21 protein-coding genes and 2 pseudogenes are annotated in these 18045 nt (G+C 64.3%); 11 read left to right on the top strand and 12 right to left on the bottom strand.

Annotated elements, in window-relative coordinates:
* The first annotated feature begins 11 nt into the window (after positions 1-11).
* Both EN846_RS19860 and EN846_RS19865 read left to right on the top strand, forming a co-directional pair.
* Positions 12-668 (top strand): cysteine hydrolase, encoded by a 657-nt coding sequence (locus EN846_RS19860; RefSeq protein WP_348630792.1) that lies wholly within the window; start codon positions 12-14, stop codon positions 666-668.
* Positions 669-710: 42 nt separating this feature from the next.
* Positions 711-1448 carry a DUF599 domain-containing protein gene (locus tag EN846_RS19865; RefSeq protein ID WP_127392151.1) on the top strand — a complete coding sequence of 246 codons (738 nt, stop codon included), beginning with the start codon at positions 711-713 and terminating at the stop codon, positions 1446-1448.
* On the opposite strand, the gene EN846_RS19870 is transcribed toward EN846_RS19865, so the two are convergent.
* The 6 genes and pseudogenes from EN846_RS19870 to EN846_RS19895 all read right to left on the bottom strand — a co-directional run bounded on the left by EN846_RS19870 (position 1403) and on the right by EN846_RS19895 (position 5902).
* Positions 1403-2194 carry a YdcF family protein gene (locus EN846_RS19870; protein ID WP_127392152.1) on the bottom strand — a complete coding sequence of 264 codons (792 nt, stop codon included), beginning with the start codon at positions 2192-2194 and terminating at the stop codon, positions 1403-1405. The genes EN846_RS19865 and EN846_RS19870 overlap by 46 nt on opposite strands.
* 130 nt (positions 2195-2324) lie before the next feature.
* The gene (locus EN846_RS19875; RefSeq protein ID WP_127286213.1) at positions 2325-3890 is read right to left on the bottom strand and encodes an amidase family protein; all 1566 of its coding nucleotides are present in this window, start codon (positions 3888-3890) and stop codon (positions 2325-2327) included.
* On the bottom strand, positions 3890-4348 hold the full coding sequence (locus EN846_RS19880) for a GNAT family N-acetyltransferase (RefSeq protein ID WP_127392153.1): 459 nt from the start codon (positions 4346-4348) through the stop codon (positions 3890-3892). Before EN846_RS19880 ends, EN846_RS19875 begins: the two co-directional genes overlap by 1 nt.
* 7 nt (positions 4349-4355) lie before the next feature.
* Entirely contained in the window at positions 4356-4643 is a 288-nt protein-coding gene (gatC, locus tag EN846_RS19885; protein WP_127286215.1) for an Asp-tRNA(Asn)/Glu-tRNA(Gln) amidotransferase subunit GatC, read from the bottom strand.
* Between the two features lie 89 nt (positions 4644-4732).
* Positions 4733-5149 (bottom strand): hypothetical protein, encoded by a 417-nt coding sequence (locus EN846_RS19890; RefSeq protein ID WP_128346564.1) that lies wholly within the window; start codon positions 5147-5149, stop codon positions 4733-4735.
* Positions 5150-5195: 46 nt separating this feature from the next.
* Positions 5196-5902 (bottom strand): annotated as a pseudogene (locus tag EN846_RS19895) (metal-dependent hydrolase).
* A 120-nt stretch (positions 5903-6022) separates the two neighbouring features.
* Here EN846_RS19895 and ruvX point away from each other — a divergent pair.
* The gene (gene ruvX, locus EN846_RS19900; RefSeq protein WP_127394090.1) at positions 6023-6529 is read left to right on the top strand and encodes a Holliday junction resolvase RuvX; all 507 of its coding nucleotides are present in this window, start codon (positions 6023-6025) and stop codon (positions 6527-6529) included.
* On the opposite strand, the gene EN846_RS19905 is transcribed toward ruvX, so the two are convergent.
* The 3 genes from EN846_RS19905 to EN846_RS19915 form a co-directional block, all read right to left on the bottom strand.
* Positions 6447-6788: a DUF6105 family protein gene (locus tag EN846_RS19905; protein WP_135913952.1), complete on the bottom strand. Its 342-nt coding sequence runs from the start codon at positions 6786-6788 to the stop codon at positions 6447-6449. The two genes, ruvX and EN846_RS19905, sit on opposite strands and share 83 nt — an antisense overlap.
* A complete protein-coding gene (locus EN846_RS19910) occupies positions 6788-7348 on the bottom strand; it encodes a hypothetical protein (RefSeq protein ID WP_127394089.1) in 561 nt (186 codons plus the stop codon). The genes EN846_RS19905 and EN846_RS19910 overlap by 1 nt, the downstream gene beginning before the upstream one ends.
* A gap of 152 nt (positions 7349-7500) precedes the next feature.
* Entirely contained in the window at positions 7501-9129 is a 1629-nt protein-coding gene (locus EN846_RS19915) for a DNA alkylation response protein (protein ID WP_127286221.1), read from the bottom strand.
* A 157-nt stretch (positions 9130-9286) separates the two neighbouring features.
* On the opposite strand from EN846_RS19915, the gene EN846_RS19920 reads away from it, so the two are divergent.
* From EN846_RS19920 to EN846_RS35895, 5 genes and pseudogenes are all read left to right on the top strand, one after another.
* The gene (locus EN846_RS19920; protein WP_127286222.1) at positions 9287-10252 is read left to right on the top strand and encodes an aspartate carbamoyltransferase catalytic subunit; all 966 of its coding nucleotides are present in this window, start codon (positions 9287-9289) and stop codon (positions 10250-10252) included.
* Positions 10249-11535 carry a dihydroorotase gene (locus EN846_RS19925; protein WP_128346565.1) on the top strand — a complete coding sequence of 429 codons (1287 nt, stop codon included), beginning with the start codon at positions 10249-10251 and terminating at the stop codon, positions 11533-11535. The genes EN846_RS19920 and EN846_RS19925 overlap by 4 nt, the downstream gene beginning before the upstream one ends.
* Positions 11536-11591: 56 nt before the next feature.
* The gene (plsY, locus tag EN846_RS19930) at positions 11592-12179 is read left to right on the top strand and encodes a glycerol-3-phosphate 1-O-acyltransferase PlsY (RefSeq protein ID WP_127394194.1); all 588 of its coding nucleotides are present in this window, start codon (positions 11592-11594) and stop codon (positions 12177-12179) included.
* Positions 12176-13311, top strand: a pseudogene (dprA, locus tag EN846_RS19935) (DNA-processing protein DprA). Before plsY ends, dprA begins: the two are co-directional and overlap by 4 nt.
* A gap of 199 nt (positions 13312-13510) precedes the next feature.
* A complete protein-coding gene (locus EN846_RS35895; RefSeq protein ID WP_245493532.1) occupies positions 13511-13714 on the top strand; it encodes a hypothetical protein in 204 nt (67 codons plus the stop codon).
* A gap of 96 nt (positions 13715-13810) precedes the next feature.
* Here the strand turns inward: EN846_RS35895 and EN846_RS19945 are convergent, their stop codons facing one another.
* The 3 genes from EN846_RS19945 to EN846_RS19955 form a co-directional block, all read right to left on the bottom strand.
* Entirely contained in the window at positions 13811-14953 is a 1143-nt protein-coding gene (locus EN846_RS19945; protein ID WP_127393242.1) for a hypothetical protein, read from the bottom strand.
* A 98-nt stretch (positions 14954-15051) separates the two neighbouring features.
* A complete protein-coding gene (locus EN846_RS19950; RefSeq protein ID WP_127393241.1) occupies positions 15052-15228 on the bottom strand; it encodes a hypothetical protein in 177 nt (58 codons plus the stop codon).
* Positions 15229-15295: 67 nt separating this feature from the next.
* Positions 15296-15838, bottom strand: coding sequence for a J domain-containing protein (locus EN846_RS19955; protein ID WP_127393240.1), 543 nt, complete (start codon positions 15836-15838; stop codon positions 15296-15298).
* 284 nt (positions 15839-16122) lie between these two features.
* Between EN846_RS19955 and EN846_RS19960 the strand changes: the two genes are divergently transcribed.
* The 3 genes from EN846_RS19960 to EN846_RS19970 all read left to right on the top strand — a co-directional run bounded on the left by EN846_RS19960 (position 16123) and on the right by EN846_RS19970 (position 17651).
* Positions 16123-16335 carry a hypothetical protein gene (locus tag EN846_RS19960; RefSeq protein ID WP_128346456.1) on the top strand — a complete coding sequence of 71 codons (213 nt, stop codon included), beginning with the start codon at positions 16123-16125 and terminating at the stop codon, positions 16333-16335.
* Between the two features lie 555 nt (positions 16336-16890).
* Entirely contained in the window at positions 16891-17217 is a 327-nt protein-coding gene (locus EN846_RS19965; protein WP_127311514.1) for a hypothetical protein, read from the top strand.
* Between the two features lie 110 nt (positions 17218-17327).
* Positions 17328-17651, top strand: a complete 324-nt coding sequence (locus tag EN846_RS19970) for a cytochrome c (protein WP_127311513.1) — start codon at positions 17328-17330, stop codon at positions 17649-17651.
* The last annotated feature ends 394 nt before the right edge of the window (positions 17652-18045 follow it).

The following is an 18045-nucleotide window of genomic DNA, read 5'->3' on the forward strand; positions in this document are numbered from 1 at the left end:
CGGTGTGCATCGTGCCGGCGCAGACGGCCATCATCGTGGTGGACATGCAGAACGCCTTCGCCTCGGCGGGCGGCATGTTCGACCTGGCGGGCTTCGACATATCGGGTGCTGCACCGGCCATCGAGGCCAACAAAAGGCTGCTTGCGGCCGCGCGCAAAGCTGGCCTCACCGTGGTCTATCTCCAGATGTCGTACAGGCCCGACCTCGGCGACGCCGGCGATGCCTCCTCGCCGAACTACCACAAGGAACTGGGAATGGTGCTGATGCGCCAGCGCCCCGAGCTACGCGGCAATCTGTTGATCGACAACAGCTGGGACTGGCAAATCGTCGATGCGCTGAAGCCGGAGCCGGGCGACCAGATCATCCGCAAATCCCGCTACAGCGGCTTTTGCAACACCGGTCTGGAAGCGTATCTGCGGGCTCGCAATATCCGCCATCTGCTGTTCAGCGGGGTCGCCACCAATGTCTGCGTCGATGCGACCGCGCGCGACGCCTACATGCTGGAATTCTGGCCTGTCCTGGTCGAGGACGCGATGAACCATTCGGGCCCCGACTTCAACCGCCAGGCAACGCTGTGGAATTTCGAGAACGCGTTCGGATGGGTCACCAGGACGGACATGGTGGTCGAGGCCCTGCGCGCGAAAGCCGCCCAACCCCTGCCGGCCTAGCCGACCGTCGAAGCGGCCGGCTCGCCTGTGGTACAAGGGGACATGGGCGATTCCTTCCATCTTTCGACGGCCGACCTCGCGGCGCTGGCCTTCTTCCTCATCGTCTGGGTGCTGCATACGCTGGCCTCCGACGGCAAGCTGGTCAGCCGCGTCTCGTTGACGACGGCGATGAACGCCCAGCGCACGGCCTGGATGCGAACCATGGCCGAGCGCGAGATCCGCATCGTCGACACCGCCATCATGACCGGTCTGCAGCAAGGCACCGCCTTCTTCGCATCCTCTTCGCTGATCGCGCTTGGCGGCTGTTTCGCGCTGCTCGGCGCCTCCGACCAGGTGCTTACGGTGCTGAGCGACCTGCCGCTGAGCGCGACCTCCTCGCGCGAGGCTTTCCAGATGAAGGTTTTCGGCCTGGTGCTGATCCTGGCCTTCGCCTTCTTCAAGTTCGGCTGGGCCTACCGTCTGTTCAACTACTGCTCGATCCTGATCGGCGCGGTGCCGATCCCGTACGGCGAGGCTTCGCGCAATCCGGTCACCGAGACCGCGGTCTGGCGCGCGACGCGCATGAACATGCTGGCCGGCAAGCATTTCAATTCCGGCCTGCGCGCGGTGTTCTTCTCGATCGGCTATCTCGGCTGGTTCATCGACCCGGTGATTTTCGTGCTGTCGACGCTGCTGCTGCTGGCGGTGCTGGTCCGGCGCCAGTTCTTCTCTGCGGCCAGGGAGGCCGTCCTCGGTCAGCCGCCCGGGAAGGGCCGGTCGATGCGGCCGGACAGCCAGTAAGCGGCAAGCCCGATCCATTCGCGGATCGCCATGGTTGCCACCTGCAGCGAATCGGCCGGGTTGTCGCGGAACAGGCCGATGCCTTCTTTGCCCGAGGTGCGGTAATCCACCGGCCATGGGATGGTCGGGAAGCCAGCCTTGTCGAACAGTGCCTTGGCGCGCGGCATGTGGAAGGCCGAGGTCACCAGCAGCCAGGTCTCGCCCGGCTTCGGCGCCACCAACTGCCTGGTGAAGACGGCGTTCTCATAGGTGTTGCGCGACTTGTTCTCGAGGATCAGCCGATCGGCGCCGACGCCGAGCGCGCCAAGCAGGCGCGGCGCGGTGTCGGCATCGCCCTCGCCGTCCAGGAACAGTTCTCCGGTCCCGCCGGATACCACCACCTTGGCCTGCGGGAACCGCCGGGCGAGGATCGCGGTCTCGACCATGCGGTCACCGCCGCTGTTCAACTCATAGCCGCCGCGTGCGAGGTTGATGGCGCCCTCGAAGCCGCCACCGAGCACGACGATGCCGTCGACTCTTTGCGGCAGCGACGGTTTGGCAAAGCGCTCCTCCAGCGGGTTGAGCATCATCGCGCCAAGCGACGTCCAGGCCGAAAGCGACAGGATCAGGAAGGCGAGCATGCTACCGGAAGCGGCCAGCCGCCGACGGCCGAACACTGCCGCGAGCAGGCCCGCCAGCAGCAGGAAGATCGCCAGGTTGAGCGGCTGGATGAAGAACCAGAAGATCTTGGAAAGATAAAAGAACATCCCTCACCCCATTACAGCGCCGCGCGCCCCCTGGACGCGCAAAGGACGCTGTAACACTTTGATCTTGCGCACGTTCCTTTCCGAAAATCGATTCCGATTCTCGGAGCCACGAGCTAGATGAGGGACGATCCTACCACCACTTTTCCGGCTGAAATGTGCCGGCCGCCTGCTCGATGACATGCGCCGTCTGGAACAGGGTTTCCTCGTCGAAGGGACGACCGATGAGCTGCAGGCCGAGCGGCAGGCCCTTGGCGTCGAGACCGGCGGGCACGCTGATGCCCGGCAGGCCGGCCATGTTGACGGTCACCGTGAAGATGTCGTTGAGGTACATCTTGACCGGATCCGACGCCATGTCCTCGTCGGCAACGCCGAAGGCGGCCGACGGCGTTGCAGGCGTCAGGATGACATCGACGCCAGCGGCAAAGACGTTCTCGAAGTCGCGCTTGATCAGGGTGCGGACCTTCTGCGCCTGCAGGTAGTAGGCATCGTAATAGCCGGCCGACAGCACATAGGTGCCGATCATGATGCGGCGCTTGACCTCGCGGCCGAAGCCGGCGGCGCGGGTCTTCTCGTACATGTCGACGATGTCCTTGCCCGGCACACGCAGCCCGTAGCGGACGCCGTCATAGCGGGCGAGGTTCGACGAGGCCTCGGCCGGCGCCACGATGTAATAGGCCGGCAGCGCGTATTTGGTGTGCGGCAGCGAGATGTCGACGATCTCGGCGCCGGCTTCCTTCAGCCAGGCAATGCCCTTCTGCCACAGCGCCTCGATGTCCTGCGGCATGCCGTCGACGCGGTATTCCTTCGGAATGCCGACCTTCATACCCTTGATCGGTTTGCCGATCGCGGCCTCGTAGTCCGGCACCGGACGATCGACCGACGTGGTGTCCCTCGGGTCGACGGAGGCCATCGACTTCAACAGGATCGCGGCGTCGCGCACGTCGCGCGCGATCGGGCCGGCCTGGTCCAGCGACGAGGCGAAGGCGACAATGCCCCAGCGCGAGCAGCGGCCGTAGGTCGGCTTGATGCCGACCGTGCCGGTGAAAGCCGCCGGCTGGCGGATCGAGCCGCCGGTGTCGGTGGCGGTGGCTCCGGCGCAGAGGAAAGCGGAAACGGCCGAGGCCGATCCGCCGGACGAGCCGCCCGGCACGAGCTGGGCATTGTCCAGCGTGCGCTGGGTTTTCGCGCCGCCGGCCGAGACGAAGCCGCCGTCGCCCTGATGCGTGGTCGGCATTACCACCGTATCGAGGCGCGAGCGTCGCCACGGATTGATGACCGGGCCGTAGTAGGAGGTCTCGTTGGACGAGCCCATGGCGAACTCGTCCATGTTGAGCTTGCCCAGCATCACGGCGCCGTCGGCCCACAGATTGGCGGTGACGGTCGATTCGTAGCGCGGCTCGAAACCGTCCAGCACGTGGCTGCAGGCCTGGGTGTGGACGCCCTTGGTGCCGAACAGGTCCTTGATGCCGAGCGGAATGCCTTCCAGCGCGCCGCCCTCGCCCCTGGCGAGCTTGGCGTCGGAGGCCTTGGCCATGTCGCGCGCCTTGTCGCCGGTGACGGTGACATAGGCATTGAGCACCGGATTGGCGCGCTCGATCGCCTGGAGATAGGCCTCGGTGATCTCGGCCGCGGTGATCTCCTTGCCGCGCAGCCTGGCGCGGGCCTCGGAAATCGTCAGATGTGTCAGGTCGCTCATCAGGCAAGGCTCTTTTCGTAAAACACCGACCACTCGGAGTCGGGATAATCCAGCACCGGGCCGCAACGCGAGAATCCGGCGCGTTCATAGACGGTCCAGGCGGCGGGGTGGCGGTCGCCGGTTTCCAGCACAAGGCGCGTCATCCCCTCGCCACGCGCCAGCGCCTCGACCCGTTCGACGATTTTCGCGCCGATCTTCTGGCCGCGATGCGAGGGCCTGGTGTACATGCGCTTGACCTCGCCAACGGCGCCGTCATGACGCTTCAGCGCGCCGCAGCCGATGGCAAGACCATTGTCGCGGGCGACGAAGACGGTGGTGTCCTTGCCTGCCATCTGCTCGACGGTCATGTGGTAGCAGTGTTCTGGCGGCGTCAGTTCGAGCAGCGTCGCGTTGAGCTCCTCGACCAGCGTGCGCACATCGTCCTGCAAGGCGGTCTCGACGGCGATCTCGATTGCCATCGGCCGGTTACTCCACGACCTTCGGAACGAGGAAGAAGTTCTCTTCGGTGGCCGGCGCGTTGGCGACGATGTCGGAGGCCTTGTTGCCGTCGGTCACGATATCCAGCCGCTTCTTCATCTCCATCGGCGTCACCGATGTCATCGGCTCGACGCCGGAAACGTCGACCTCGTTCAATTGCTCGACGAAGCCGAGGATGGTGTTCAGTTCGCCGGTCATGCGCTCGGCGTCCTCCTCGCTCACCGCAATGCGGGCAAGGTGCGCGACACGCTTCACTGTCTGAAGATCAACGGACATTTCTGTTGCCTCTGGAAAACCAGCGCTATAGCGGCGCCGCGCGCGCCGCGCAACCTGCATCGTCGCGCGCGGACGGCTGAGATCTGGGCTTAGGGCGACGTCACGCCTTCGCAGAGGAAATAGCTGCCGCTGTTGCCGGCCTGCTCGCTTTCGTCATCGACGGGGCGGACCGAAACAAGATCGAGCTGCTTTGGGCTCATCTGCGTTACCGACAGCACATCGGGAAAGACAAAGCCCGGCTCCTGGCAGATGGCGGTGACCGCCCAGCTCGGCGAGCGTGTCGCCCTGGTGACCTGAAGGAACTCGCAATTGTATTCGATGCCTTGTAGGCCGTGGGCCGACAAAACGATGTTGCCGGCCTCGATCACGTCCTGCAGCTTGCCCTTCTTGGCCTGCGCGCACAGCTCTTCGGATTGCAGGTAGACACCGTCGATGAAGTCCTCCGCCGCCGGCGCGGGAGACGCGGCAACCAGCATCGAAACGCAAAGTGTCTGCCTCAAAGCCATGATTTCATTCCATTTCTCTCATGAATGATCTCGGCTCGTCGCGCCCCTATATCGTGATGGTCTGGCCGATTGCCGGCAAGGCCACTTGCACGCCTGAGCCCTCCATTCCCGCGACGAATTTGTCGGCGTCTGGTCGATGATCGGAAAGGTGCCGAAATGACAGGGCACGACTGTGTCGAAATGGAAGAAGCGCCGGCAGGCGAGCGCCGCCACCGCGCCGCCCATGGTGAAACGGTCGCCGATCGGCACGAGGCCGATCTTCGGCTCATGCAGTTCGTTGATCAGCGCCATGTCGGAGAAGATGTCGGTGTCGCCCATATGGTAGAGCGTCTTGTCCTCCGCGAAATGCAGGACCAGACCGCCGGGATTGCCGAGATAGGTGTTGGCGCCGCCCTCGCCGCCGAAGGACGATGAGTGCAGCGCCTGGACGAAAGTGGTGGTGAAGGCGCCGCAATCGACGGTGCCGCCGATATTGCCGGGATTGATCCTGCTGCCGTTGGCGCCCTGGCCGACCAGATACATGCAGATTTCGTAATTGGCGACCAGCATGGCGCCGCTCTTCTTCAGCACCTCCAGCGCGCCGCTGACATGGTCGTTGTGGCCATGCGTCAGGAGCACATGGGTCACCCCTTCGGCCGGTCCTTCCCAGCCGCCCGTCCAGGACGGATTGCCGACCAGATAGGGGTCGATCAGGATATTGGCTCCCGCCGTCTCGACGCGGAACGCCGAATGTCCATACCAGGTCAGTTTCATCAACGACTTCCTCGATTTTTGTTGCGTCAGAGGATAGAACGCCTCCGGCAAAATTAAAGGGCCATCACATTCGGTGCGTCAAAAAGGATGCGCCGCACCGTGCGTCTGAAGGAAAGCCATTTGGGCATCATATCGATCGAGGACTTGCCGGCGCGCCTCGTCGGCGGCAGGACGCTCGCCGGGCTCGACCTCGGCGACAAGACGATTGGCGTGGCGGTCTCCGACCGGGGCCTGGCCTTCGCCCATCCGCGCCCCGTCATCATGCGGCGGAAATTCTCGCTCGACGCGGCGCTGCTGCTCGCGCAGCTGGAGAAGGACAATGTCGGCGCGATCGCGCTCGGCCTGCCGGTCAACATGGACGGTTCGGAAGGCCCGCGCGCGCAGAAATCGCGCGCTTTTGTGCGCAACATGGCTGCCCTGTCGGACCTTCCCTTCGTGCTTTGGGACGAGAGGCTGTCGACGGTCGCGGCCGAGCGGACGCTGATCGAAATGGATTTTTCGCGCAGGAAGCGTGCCGGCAAGATCGATTCGGCGGCGGCCGCCTTTATTCTGCAGGGAGTACTGGACCGGCTTCAGTCGCTCGGTCCAGACGCTCTTGCGGAACCGGATTTCCCGAGCGAGTCCTGACCCAGGCGGCGATGTTGCGGCGGCGTCGGAACGCCCACAGCGCCATCAGCAGGAAGCTGTCGAAAACGCAGGCCTTGGCCACCATGCCGGGAATGAGCGCGGGATCGATGCCCAGCATCTCGCCGTAAAGCTGGAATACCAGGTCGTGCAGCGGGCGGCTCAGCATCACATAGCCGAAATTCATGTCGTTGAGCGACAGGAAGAACCAGCCCCAGAACAGGAGCAACGGAGCAGCCCAGAGCGCGAACAGCGTGCGCATCAGCGGCCATCCCTCGAATTCGCTTCCGGCCGCCCGGAAATGCGTGACAACAGCGAACTGTGCGCGGCGCCTCGTGCCATGACATGGGCGGTCGCGCGGACTTCGGTGTCAGCCGCAAACGCCTCGACCCGCGCCGTGCGCTGCTCGGCCAGCACCGCGACATAGGATGCGAGCAGCGCGGTCAGTTGCACGGCGACGACCATGAACAGTCCGTCGATTCCTTGCGCCGCGCCGCCGACCAGAACCAGCGACAACACAGCAGAGGCGGAAATGAAGGCGACGCGCACGACACTGTCCGTGGCGTCGGGACTGGCCGCTATGTTGATCAGCGTCTCGACGAAGGCCCAGCAGAACAGCACCGCCACCACCAAAAGCGCGATCGCCAGCGGCGCCACGATGGCGGCGTTCTCCAGTCCGGTGATGCGGCCGTTTTCGACCTCAAGGCCGAGCACCGCAAGGGCCGCGGCGACGCCGCGATTGCCGTCGATGCAGATATACGCCAGCAGGGCGAAAACGATCGCCCAGTGCAAGGCCAGAAAGGAGGTCAATACGTGCCGCATGGCGTTCCTGCTTCGCAGGGCAAGGAACGGCATGGTTAACCAATCCTTGCTCCGGTGAGAACAGTGGGCCCTTCGGGCCGCCGCCGCAATGGAAACCATTCGTTAAGGTTAATGTGTATCCACAGGCCACGCGAAGGCCTGGCGGAGCTCGCTCAGTTCACCGGCGGATAGAGCGTGTCGACGATCATCCGCGCATCGTGGCGCGAATCGAGCATGCCATAGGTGTTGCGCCATTGGCCGGCGAGACGCGTCTCGACGAAGGCGTCGGCGATCCGCCCTGCCCCCAACCGGCGAAGCTCTGCTGCCGCCGCCGACAGCGCCAGTTGCTCGGTAAGCAGGCGCGCCGAACCCTCGTCGGTCGCCGCCACCTGCATGGCTGCCTTGAGCACGCCAATGGTGCCGCGGCCGCCGGCGCCGAGATCGCGGTCGATGCCGGCGAGCACCTCCTCGAACAGGCCCGGCGCGCGGCCGAGCACGCGCAGCACGTCGAGCGCCATAACGTTGCCGGAGCCTTCCCAGATGGCGTTGACCGGCGCCTCGCGATAGTAGCGGGCAAGCGGCGCCTCCTCGACATAGCCATTGCCGCCGAGGCATTCCATGGCTTCGTAGAGCAGCGGCGGCGTAATCTTGCAGACCCAGTATTTGACCACCGGCGTCATGGCGCGGGCGAAGGCCGCCTCGCCGCGATCACTCGCCGCCTCGTCGAAGGAACGCGCCAGGCGGAACGACAGCGCCGTGGCGGCTGCGACATCGAGCGCCATGTCGGCCAGCACGCGCTGCATCAGCGGCTGGTCGATCAGGTTGGCGCCGAAAACCTGGCGATGGCGGGTGTGGTGGATGGCCTCGGCCAGCCCTGCCCGCATGATCGCCGACGAGGCGACCGCGCAATCGAGCCTGGTCAGCGTTACCATATCCATGATCGTCTTCACGCCGGCGCCCGGCTCGCCGACCATCTCGCCGATGGCGTTGACGAACTCCACTTCCGAAGAAGCGTTGGAGCGGTTGCCGAGCTTGTCCTTCAGCCGCTGGAAGCGGAAGCCGTTGCCGGAGCCGTCGCCGAGGATGCGCGGAACAAGGAAGCAGGAAAGCCCTTCCGGCGCCTGCCCGAGCACCAGGAAGGCATCCGACATCGGCGCCGACATGAACCATTTATGGCCGGTGAGCCGATAGAATCCGCTGCCGGCGCGTTCGGCCCTGGTGATGTTGGCGCGCACGTCGGTGCCGCCTTGCTTCTCGGTCATGCCCATGCCGAGCGTCAGTCCGGTCTTCTCGACCGGCGGCTTCTGGCTCTGGTCGTATTTGCGCGTCGTCACGCGTGGCGCCCATTCGCGGAACAGTTTCGGGCTCGCCATCAGCGCCGCCAGCGAGGCGCTGGTCATGGTGATCGGGCAGAGGTGCCCGGTCTCCAGCTCGGCGGTGATGTAGAAGCGCGCGGCCCGCACCTGGTGGCGGCGGCCGATCTCCGCGTCGCCGTTTTCCCAGACCGAGGAATGCAGCCCGTTCGCGACGGAACGGCGCATCAGGGCATGGTAGGCGGGGTGGAACTCGACCTGATCGATGCGCCGGCCCTGGCGGTCATGCGTCCGGAGCTTCGGCGTCTCGACATTGGCGAGGCGGGCCAGTTCCTGCGCTTCCTGCGTCAGCACGAAACGGCCGAGCCCGTCGAGATCCTTGCGCACCGGTTCGGAAAAGCGCTCGGCAAGCTGGATCAGCAACGGATCGCCCCGCCAGGCGTTGCCGCCCGTCAGCGGCGGCGGCTGGTTCGTCACGTCGTCGGTCACGCCCTGTCCCTATCATGCGAAGGCCACGAATCCGAAGCCATCGGGCCTTATAGCCCAAGCGATGCAAGGCGCGCGACGAAAATACCGGGGAGAATGGCCGCAATCCAAAGCTGGTGCTTGCGGCTGGGGACACCGCACCCTATAGCAGCGCCTTGAGATGACCGACGCTTCGTCCCTGCCGCTCTATCCCCACCGCCATCTTCTGGGCATCCGCGATCTTTCCCCCGCCGATATCGAGCTTTTGCTCGACCGGGCGGACCGGGCCGTCGCCATCTCGCGGCAACCCGAGAAGAAGACCTCGACGCTGCGCGGCCGCACCCAGATCAACCTCTTCTACGAAGCCTCGACCCGCACGCAGTCGTCGTTCGAGCTTGCCGGAAAGCGGCTCGGCGCCGATGTCATGAACATGTCGGTGGCAAGCTCTTCGGTGAAGAAGGGCGAGACGCTGATCGACACAGCGATGACGCTCAACGCCATGCGCCCGGATATCCTCATCATCCGCCACCAGTCTGCCGGCGCGGCGGCCCTTCTGGCGCAGAAGGTCGGCTGCTCCGTGGTCAATGCCGGCGACGGCGCGCACGAGCATCCGACGCAGGCGCTGCTCGACGCGCTGACCATCCGCCGCGCCAAGGGGCCGCTGGCGAAGCTGATCGTGGCGATCTGCGGCGACATCCTGCATTCGCGTGTCGCCCGTTCCAACATCATGCTCTTGAATGCGCTGGGCGCGCAGGTGCGCGTCGTCGCGCCCTCGACGCTGCTGCCCTCGGGCATAGACAGAATGGGTGTGATCGTCGCCCGCTCGATGGCCGAAGGGCTGAAGGACGCCGACGTGGTGATGATGCTGCGCCTGCAGCGCGAGCGCATGGAAGGCGCCTTCGTGCCGTCGATCCGCGAATATTTCCGCTATTTCGGCCTCGACGCCGAAAAGCTCAAGGCGGCCAAGGACGACGCGCTGGTCATGCATCCCGGCCCGATGAACCGCGGCGTCGAGATTGCGTCCGAAATCGCCGACGGGCCGCAGAGCGTCATCCAAGAACAGGTGGAGATGGGCGTCGCCGTGCGCATGGCGGTGATGGAAGCGCTGCTCGACCCGCGCCGCAACCACGAAGGGCGCGGCGCATGACGACAACGGTCTTCAGCAAGGCGCATGTCGTCGATCCTTCGCGCGGCATCGACGAGGTCGGCACGGTCATCGTCGACGGCAGGAAGATCGTCGCCGCCGGCAAGGCGGCGCTGAACCAGGGCGCGCCGGAAGGTGCCGTCGTCATCGACTGCGCCGGCAAGGCGATCATCCCCGGCCTCATCGACAGCCGCGTCTTCATCGGCGAGCCGGGCGGCGAGCATCGCGAGACGATCGCCTCGGCAAGCATCGCCGCGGCGGCCGGCGGGGTCACCTCCATCGTCATGATGCCCGACACCGATCCGGTGATCGACAATGTCGCGCTGGTCGAATTCGTGCTGCGCACCGCCAAGGACACGGCCAGCGTCAACATCTTCCCGGCGGCGGCGATCACCAAGGGGCTCGACGGCCGCGAGATGACCGAGTTCGGCCTGCTGCGCGAGGCCGGCGCCGTCGCCTTCACCGACGGGCGTCACACCATCGGCAACTCCCTGGTGATGCGCCGGGCGCTGACCTATGCCCGCGATTTCGGCGGCGTCATCGCGCACGAAACGCAGGACGCCGACCTCGCCTCGGCCGGCGTGATGAATGAGGGCCTCTATGCCAGTTGGCTCGGCCTTGCCGGCATTCCGCGCGAGGCGGAATCGATCCCGCTGGAGCGTGACCTCGCCCTGGCGCGGCTGACGCGCGGCGCCTATCACGCGGCCAAGATCTCGACAGCGATGGCGGCCAATGCGGTGAGCCGGGCGAAAGCCGACGGTGCCAATGTCACGGCCGGCGTCGCCATCCACAATCTGTCGCTCAACGAGAACGACGTCGGCGAATACCGAACCTTCTTCCGGCTGACGCCGCCGCTGCGCGCCGAGGAGGACCGGCTGGCGATGATCGAGGCCGTGAAGGACGGTACCGTCGACATCATCGTTTCCTCGCACGATCCGCAGGACGTCGACACCAAGCGCCTCCCCTTCTCCGACGCCGCTGCCGGCGCGATCGGGCTCGAAACGCTGCTCAGCGCCGCGCTCCGTCTCTACCACAATGGCGATGTCCCGCTGCTCAGGCTGGTCGAGGTGCTGTCGACCGCACCGGCGAAACTGTTCGGCCTACCCGGCGGCACGCTGAAGCCGGGCGCGATTGCCGACCTTGCGCTGGTCGATCTCGACGAACCTTGGATCGTCAGCGAGAGCGGCCTTCGCTCGCGCTCGAAGAACACCTGCTTCGAGGGCGCGCGGCTGCAAGGCAAGGTCTTGCAAACGATGGTATCGGGCCGCACAGTGTTTTCAATCTAGGCCGATGGCGGCATAGTCCGCCATTTCGTGCGGTGAAGGAAACGCGGGGGGAAACAATGAGTTATGGCGGTATCCTGGCGCTGCTGTTCGGCTATCTGCTGGGCTCGATTCCGTTCGGGCTGCTGATCACCCGCGCGGCCGGCCTTGGGGACGTGCGCAAGATCGGCTCCGGCAATATCGGCGCAACCAATGTGCTGCGCACCGGCAACAAGGGGCTCGCCGCCGCAACGCTTCTGCTCGATGCGCTGAAGGGCACGGCGGCGGTGCTGATCGCCGGCCGCTTCGCGCCGGAGCTTGCGCTGTTGGCCGGCTTCGGCGCTTTTATCGGCCACCTCTTTCCGGCCTGGCTCGGCTTCAAGGGCGGCAAGGGCGTCGCCACCTACCTCGGCGTGCTGATCGGCCTTGCCTGGCAGGTGGCGCTGATCTTCGCCGTCGTCTGGCTCGCCGTCGCCGTCCTGTTCCGCTACTCCTCGCTCGCAGCGTTGACCGCGGCGGTCGCGGTGCCGATCGCGCTCTACTTCCTCAGCACGCCGGCGATTGCCGGACTGTTCGCGGTGATGAGCCTGATCGTCATGGTAAAACATCGCGCCAACATCTCGCGGCTTACCGCCGGCACCGAGGGCAAGATCGGGGCCAAGGGATGACCAAGCCCGCCGCCGGCCCGCGCCTCAGCGACCGGCAGCGGCTGAGCTGGCTTCGCCTGATCCGCACGCCGAATGTCGGTCCTGCCTCGTTCCGCGAACTGATCAACCGCTTCGGCTCAGCCGAAGCCGCACTCGAAATGCTGCCCGAGTTGATGATGTCGGGCGGCGCCAGCCGCATCGTCCGCATTCCCACGGTGGCCGAGGCCGAGGCGGAGCTGAGGCGGCGAGGCGGGCCGGCGGCCGTTTCGTCGGCATTGGCGAGGCAGACTATCCGCCCTTGCTGAAGAACATGGACAACCCGCCGCCCCTGCTTGCGGTGAAGGGCGAAGGTGCGGTCTTCCGTCTGCCGGCGGTCGCCATCGTCGGCGCCCGCAACGCCTCGCTCGCCGGCGTCAAGATGGCGCGGATGCTGGCGGCGGACCTTGGCCGCGACGGCTACGCGATCGTCTCCGGCCTGGCGCGCGGCATCGATACGGCGGCGCACCAAGGCAGCCTCTCTACCGGCACTATCGGCGTGCTGGCCGGCGGGCTCGACATGCCCTACCCGCCCGAGAACGCCGGGCTCTGCAACGAGATCGCCGAGCGCGGCGGTGCCGTCGTCTCGGAAATGCCGTTCGGCTGGCAGCCGCGTGCGCAGGATTTTCCGCGCCGCAACCGGCTCGTCGCCGGCATGGCGCTGGGGCTGGTGGTGGTCGAAGCCGCGCAGCGCTCAGGCTCGCTGATCAGCGCCAGGCTGGCCGGCGAGATGGGCCGACTGGTCTTCGCCGTGCCCGGCTCGCCGCTCGATCCGCGCGCGGCCGGCTCGAACGGCCTGCTCAAGGACGGCGCCACCCTGGTCACCGAAGCGGCCGATGTTGCCAGCGCCATCGCGCCGTTGGCTGGCGTGCGCGCCCCGAGGGTTGCGCCGCTGGCAGAGCCGCCCGACCTCTCGGCGACGCCGCCGCCGCGCGAGGATGATCGTGCCGGCGTGCTCGAGGCGCTCGGCCCGACACCGGTGGCGGTCGACGAGATCATCCGCCATACCGGCTTGAGCGCCGCGCAGGTGTCGATGGTACTCCTGGAACTCGACCTCGCCGGCAGGATCGAGCGTCACGCCGGCGGCAATGTCTCGCTGGTCTTCGGAGAGGCTTGATCCTTGAAGCCTGTCGCCGGCGAGCAGTCGAAGCAAACACGGATCACACGCATGGCCGCTCTTGCCTGGGCGGGCTTGAGTGTCGTGCTGGCCCTGCAATGGTCCATGGACCTCAGCATGGTGGGTTTTCCGGACGGCTACATAAACCCCGTTTGCAAAAACCACGAGCCCGCTCCTGGGGGTTCTGACGGCCGCTTGCATGGCTCAGGGTCTCTACTTCCTGTTCGCTGGCCTGCTCGGCAGAACGATGAGCGCGATCGGGCTCGGCCTGCGAATCCTGATCGCCGCCATCCTCACGGTGGCGCCGGTGTTGGTCGTAAAGGATTGTCCGCATTCCGCGACATGCAGCGCGGCCTATGAGGCGCTCACCAACACAATGATGGACGATGGGACAGGCGGCTAGGGCGGTTCAGCGTTTCATAGTCGCCGAACCGCCCTAAGTTTTTGTTTTGACGCAATTCCGGACGGAAAACCGCTGCGCACTTTTCCTCGAATTGCTCTAGCGGAACAGATATTTGGACACTTCCGGGTTGCCGCGGCGCCACATCACATTGTCCAGGAAGTAATGATGGACGTTGATGAATATCAGCACGATGAAGAAGAACAGCGATGAGCCGAGGACCTGCCTGTCGTAGGGGATCAAGGCAGTCAGCACGAACGGGATCAGCCAGAAACCGAGATAGCCCAGCGCACCGCCCCCGACGATGAATCCGAGGACACGAAGCCGGTAGAGAGGGCCGAGAAACGACAGGATCTTCGGTTGCGGATCCTTTCCGGCATCCTGGCCGTCGCGCTCGACGTTCGTCTGATAGCGCCAGACCACCGCAAGGTACTGGAGCGAGTGGAGCGCGGGCACTACCAGCAGCCAGAGCGGGTTTATCCTCGCGATCAGGATCCAGAGGTAGAGCGATGCGACATACGCCACGATGCCGTTGTACGGCAGGCCGCCGCCGTTCTTCCGCCAGCGCCTGGCCAGCATCAGGACCGTGGCCGCGGTGGATGCCAGGGCCACCAGCAGGGCAATGTCGGTGATCCACGAAGGGGCCGCGAATGTGTAATATTCCAGGCCATAGTATTTGCCCGCGGTGACCGCCGTGTTCGTCTGCAGCCAGGCCAGGATCCAGACGGCATAGCTGTTGACCAGCAGCACCTTCTTGTCCCGGTCGTCGAAGAATTTGCGCTTGAGCACGGCATCCACCATCAGCATGCCGTAGCCCTGCTTGACGTAGTGCCAGCCGACGAAGAAGAACATGGCGTTGGTCGCATAGCCCAGCAGCCGTGTGTTCGCCGTCGCCGCGCCGTAGGCAAAGAAGGCGCTCATGATCAGGGGAACGGCGATGCCGGCGAAAATGTAGCGGATCTGGAGGCCCTTGTCGTATCCGTCGCCGCTCACCTTGCGCCCGAAATTGCGGTAGAAAATCTGATATGAGTGGGCGAAGTGGGGATAGTTTACCAGGTAGGCCACAACGACCATCGTAGCGGCAACGAGGCCTTCGTATTCGAGCGGCACAAGAAACAGAAGCGGCAGGATGAGAAACGCGCTGCCGCCGAGCATGAGGAAGTCGGCGATCGGGCCGAACAGATATTTTTGGGGTTTCGTCACCGCGGGGGCCAGAGTGTCCGCCGAAAGGTGAAGTGCCATGTATCGCCTCCCTTGCGAACGCCGACTCTAGCCGCCGCCCCGTCTGACGACAAGCTTGGCCCTCGCGGTCCACGCCCCCTTTGTGGATATCGAAGCCATCAAGAGACGCGTTTCGGCGACTGCAGCTCGCGCCCCATCCTGGCTGCCTGAAAGATCGTCATCAAAACCAGGACCGGCTCGCCATCGGTCGGATTGATCATCAGGGCGACACGGCCAAGCTCGTCGCTCATGGCACAGTTCCAGTCCTTGACCGCGATCACCTTTGTCTCGGACAATTATTGCCCTCCCCTGGTGCCCTTTCGCTGCGCGCGAGCCGACGGCCGGAGAACTCCGGGATGTACTTCAATCCGCATGATCCAGCAGTTTGGTGGTGATCGTGGCTTCGCGACGGTGTTCGGAATTGGCCCGATCGATGCCTTCCACGGTGATGGCGAACGTCCCGTTTTCGGTCCTCGCTATCCAGCTCTTTGCCTTCAGATACCAGAGATGAAAATCCAGATGCTCCCGCGGGCAGCCTGACAGGCGTTCGAGCTCGTCATCGCCAATGCCTGGATTGTTGACGTCCTGGCGGCGTCTTACATAGAGAAGTGCCAGGAGTTTCGCCTGGATCACGACATCCCGCTCAAGCCCCTTGGTATTGCTGGCCTCCTCGGTCAGCTCACGGCGCAGGCCCAAATTGTCTCTATACTGGATGTCGTACTGCGCGCGCTTGACCGGATCCTTGAGCGTGTTGTGGGCTTCCACGATTTCGCTGAAGCGTGAATCATCGCCGGTGTCCCGATTGTCGGGATGATAGCGCATGGCAAAATAACGAAATATCCGCTCAATCGTTTCCGAGTTGGCGTTCGGGCTGATTTCAAGAAGTTCGTAGTAGTCAGTGAACATTGGTGGTGCTGCCTCGAATCTACACCACTCCCCCGCGGTCAGCTTCGCGCAACTGGTACCCACATGCAAGCTCGCTTCCCGCGAGGGACTGGCTGGCGACCAGCGCCAACTGGCGCACGGCTACCTCTGTCCCGGTTCGGGACCAAAAGCTGGCACCTGTCTTGCGTTGGAGAGATTGCCGGGACACCTCCACCGGTCCTGATCGTGGGGTCGGGTTGTCAATCTCGCCGGGCCATGGGTTTGGGGTTTCATGCCCGGCGAGTCTTTCTTTCAACGGTCCAACAATGCTGAAGCTCCGCCAAAAGCCGCAACACAACTATCCGAGCAGCGATCGCTTCGGCGAGGACGGCCTGCGCCTCTATAGCGCCTACGAAGCGGCGAAGGTTCGACAGCGATTGCAACAAGGTGGGATGAAACGCATCCGGGCAGCCGCGATCGTCCTGGCCGCCATCGCTTTTGTGCTACTCCTGATCGCTTTCCAACTGCCCGGCGGCTAAGGGCCAGGGCGCTCGCAGTTTGGGCTGGTGCCTCGATGGCGCCGGTTGGCGAGCTTTTAAGGCTCAATGGCTATCCGGCCAAGCTACCGGCGTCCCTGCCGGCGCTGACTCCTCGATTCAACGCTTGTAGCCGGTAGGCAGATCGGCCACTGCCAAGCGGTAGCTGCGCTCTACTGCCGAAGAATATCGGCCTTCGTTGGCCAGATTGTCCCATATGAAGAACACGGCCACGACGGCAAGGATCAATAGAACCGCTCGCATCGGAAAGCCTCCCTCATAGCGGCCCGGCACCCGCGGCGGGGTAGGCCAGTGAGGCCGGGCCTGACCGGTGGGCCTTGGTTGGGGGCGTCGCCGGCTGAGCTATTTTAGGCCATTTCATGCATCATTGCTAATTTAGTAAAATGCGGCATGTATTGCCTGGCCGTCAGTAAACCGGGGCCTGACCGTAGAGCGACTGAGCTTCCCGATCGACTCCCGGTGCGGCGAATTGGTTCGCAAGCGTCTGCTAATATGTGGATAGCCTGTCGTCGAGCCGCCGTGTTAAATTAGGCGGACATGGCGAAGCTCTTTTTAATCGCGCTCACCGTCGCTCACAGCTGGTACACCGGCTACCACGATCCGGTCACCGGCTATGAATGCTGCGACGCCAAAAAGGACTGTGGGATCATCGCTCCGCGCTTTGTCGAGCCGTTGCCAGGTGGCGGTTTCAATGTCCGGACCGGATCCAAGTCCCGGTATTTCATCCCCAAGAACCGCGTTATAGAAAGCGAAGACAGCCAGTATCACATCTGCCTGTCCCCGCCGTTTTCCTACATTCGGTGCTTCTTTGCGCCCCGTACCGAAGCGAGCCGGGAGAGGTCGGCACTGGATCACTTCGAGTGAGTGTAATCAAGCTACAGCTAATATAGCTCGCTACGCAGCCTCGCCGGGTGTAGGGTGCCTCGTCGTCCGACCTAAGGCCACGGACGATGGAGCATGCACGGAGCATAGCTATGCGTGGTTTGATCCTTGGCCTGGCTGCCCTCGTGGTCAACTCATCATTTGCGCAGGCAGCAGGCGACAGCATCGCCGGCCGGAAAGTCATGGTGCAATGCCAAATGTGCCACGGCACGGATGGCCTCGGCAAAATGTCTTACACGCCCAATATCGCCGGGCAGAAGTACGACTATCTGGTCCACGCGCTGATGGCTTACAAGGCCGGAGAGCGCAAGAGTTCAATGATGTCGCTGGTCGTCAAGAAGCTGAGCGACGAAGACATCGCCAATGCCGCGGCCTACTATGCCGCGATCAAGATTACCGTCGAAGTTCCGCCCTGATAAGGCACGATCCTGTCGCGCATTGACGTCTTGCGCTGCGCTGCCTGAAAAGCACCGCCGAAGAAACGTCTTCGAGTTTCGCCGCGAAACTTGCTCCCTCACGAGCGTGGCGGCCCAGCGGCCGGGGGTGTGGGTGGGGTGGCGCGACCGCCGGGCCTAACCGGCAAACAGCAAGTTTGGGGGACGTTTGTCGGCGGCCGCAATTATAGGCCGATATAACGGGATATAAAAGCAGAAGGTGGCCGACGCCTTGTTGGGGCGCACGGCCCGAGAGGGCGAACCTCTCATATTTGATCTTTCTTGATTCCATAGGTCCCAGCCCAACAGACACGCGTCGCGCTCGCCCCTGACTAGATGATCGATCGCGCTGGACGCACGTCGCGAAGAACTTCAA

The sequence above is a fragment of the Mesorhizobium sp. M4B.F.Ca.ET.203.01.1.1 genome, from assembly GCF_004791025.1.
Classification (GTDB): domain Bacteria; phylum Pseudomonadota; class Alphaproteobacteria; order Rhizobiales; family Rhizobiaceae; genus Mesorhizobium; species Mesorhizobium abyssinicae.

Bases quoted from the DNA above. Each gene is read 5' to 3' on its own strand.
- EN846_RS19865 (WP_127392151.1), top strand. From the start codon at position 711: ATGGGCGATTCCTTCCATCTTTCGACGGCCGACCTCGCGGCGCTGGCC.
- EN846_RS19870 (WP_127392152.1), bottom strand. From the start codon at position 2,194: ATGTTCTTTTATCTTTCCAAGATCTTCTGGTTCTTCATCCAGCCGCTC.
- EN846_RS19875 (WP_127286213.1), bottom strand. From the start codon at position 3,890: ATGAGCGACCTGACACATCTGACGATTTCCGAGGCCCGCGCCAGGCTG.
- EN846_RS19880 (WP_127392153.1), bottom strand. From the start codon at position 4,348: ATGGCAATCGAGATCGCCGTCGAGACCGCCTTGCAGGACGATGTGCGC.
- gatC (WP_127286215.1), bottom strand. From the start codon at position 4,643: ATGTCCGTTGATCTTCAGACAGTGAAGCGTGTCGCGCACCTTGCCCGC.
- EN846_RS19890 (WP_128346564.1), bottom strand. From the start codon at position 5,149: ATGGCTTTGAGGCAGACACTTTGCGTTTCGATGCTGGTTGCCGCGTCT.
- EN846_RS19905 (WP_135913952.1), bottom strand. From the start codon at position 6,788: ATGCGCACGCTGTTCGCGCTCTGGGCTGCTCCGTTGCTCCTGTTCTGG.
- EN846_RS19910 (WP_127394089.1), bottom strand. From the start codon at position 7,348: ATGCGGCACGTATTGACCTCCTTTCTGGCCTTGCACTGGGCGATCGTT.
- EN846_RS19920 (WP_127286222.1), top strand. From the start codon at position 9,287: ATGACCGACGCTTCGTCCCTGCCGCTCTATCCCCACCGCCATCTTCTG.
- EN846_RS19925 (WP_128346565.1), top strand. From the start codon at position 10,249: ATGACGACAACGGTCTTCAGCAAGGCGCATGTCGTCGATCCTTCGCGC.
- plsY (WP_127394194.1), top strand. From the start codon at position 11,592: ATGAGTTATGGCGGTATCCTGGCGCTGCTGTTCGGCTATCTGCTGGGC.
- EN846_RS35895 (WP_245493532.1), top strand. From the start codon at position 13,511: ATGGCTCAGGGTCTCTACTTCCTGTTCGCTGGCCTGCTCGGCAGAACG.
- EN846_RS19945 (WP_127393242.1), bottom strand. From the start codon at position 14,953: ATGGCACTTCACCTTTCGGCGGACACTCTGGCCCCCGCGGTGACGAAA.
- EN846_RS19955 (WP_127393240.1), bottom strand. From the start codon at position 15,838: ATGTTCACTGACTACTACGAACTTCTTGAAATCAGCCCGAACGCCAAC.
- EN846_RS19960 (WP_128346456.1), top strand. From the start codon at position 16,123: ATGCTGAAGCTCCGCCAAAAGCCGCAACACAACTATCCGAGCAGCGAT.
- EN846_RS19965 (WP_127311514.1), top strand. From the start codon at position 16,891: ATGGCGAAGCTCTTTTTAATCGCGCTCACCGTCGCTCACAGCTGGTAC.
- EN846_RS19970 (WP_127311513.1), top strand. From the start codon at position 17,328: ATGCGTGGTTTGATCCTTGGCCTGGCTGCCCTCGTGGTCAACTCATCA.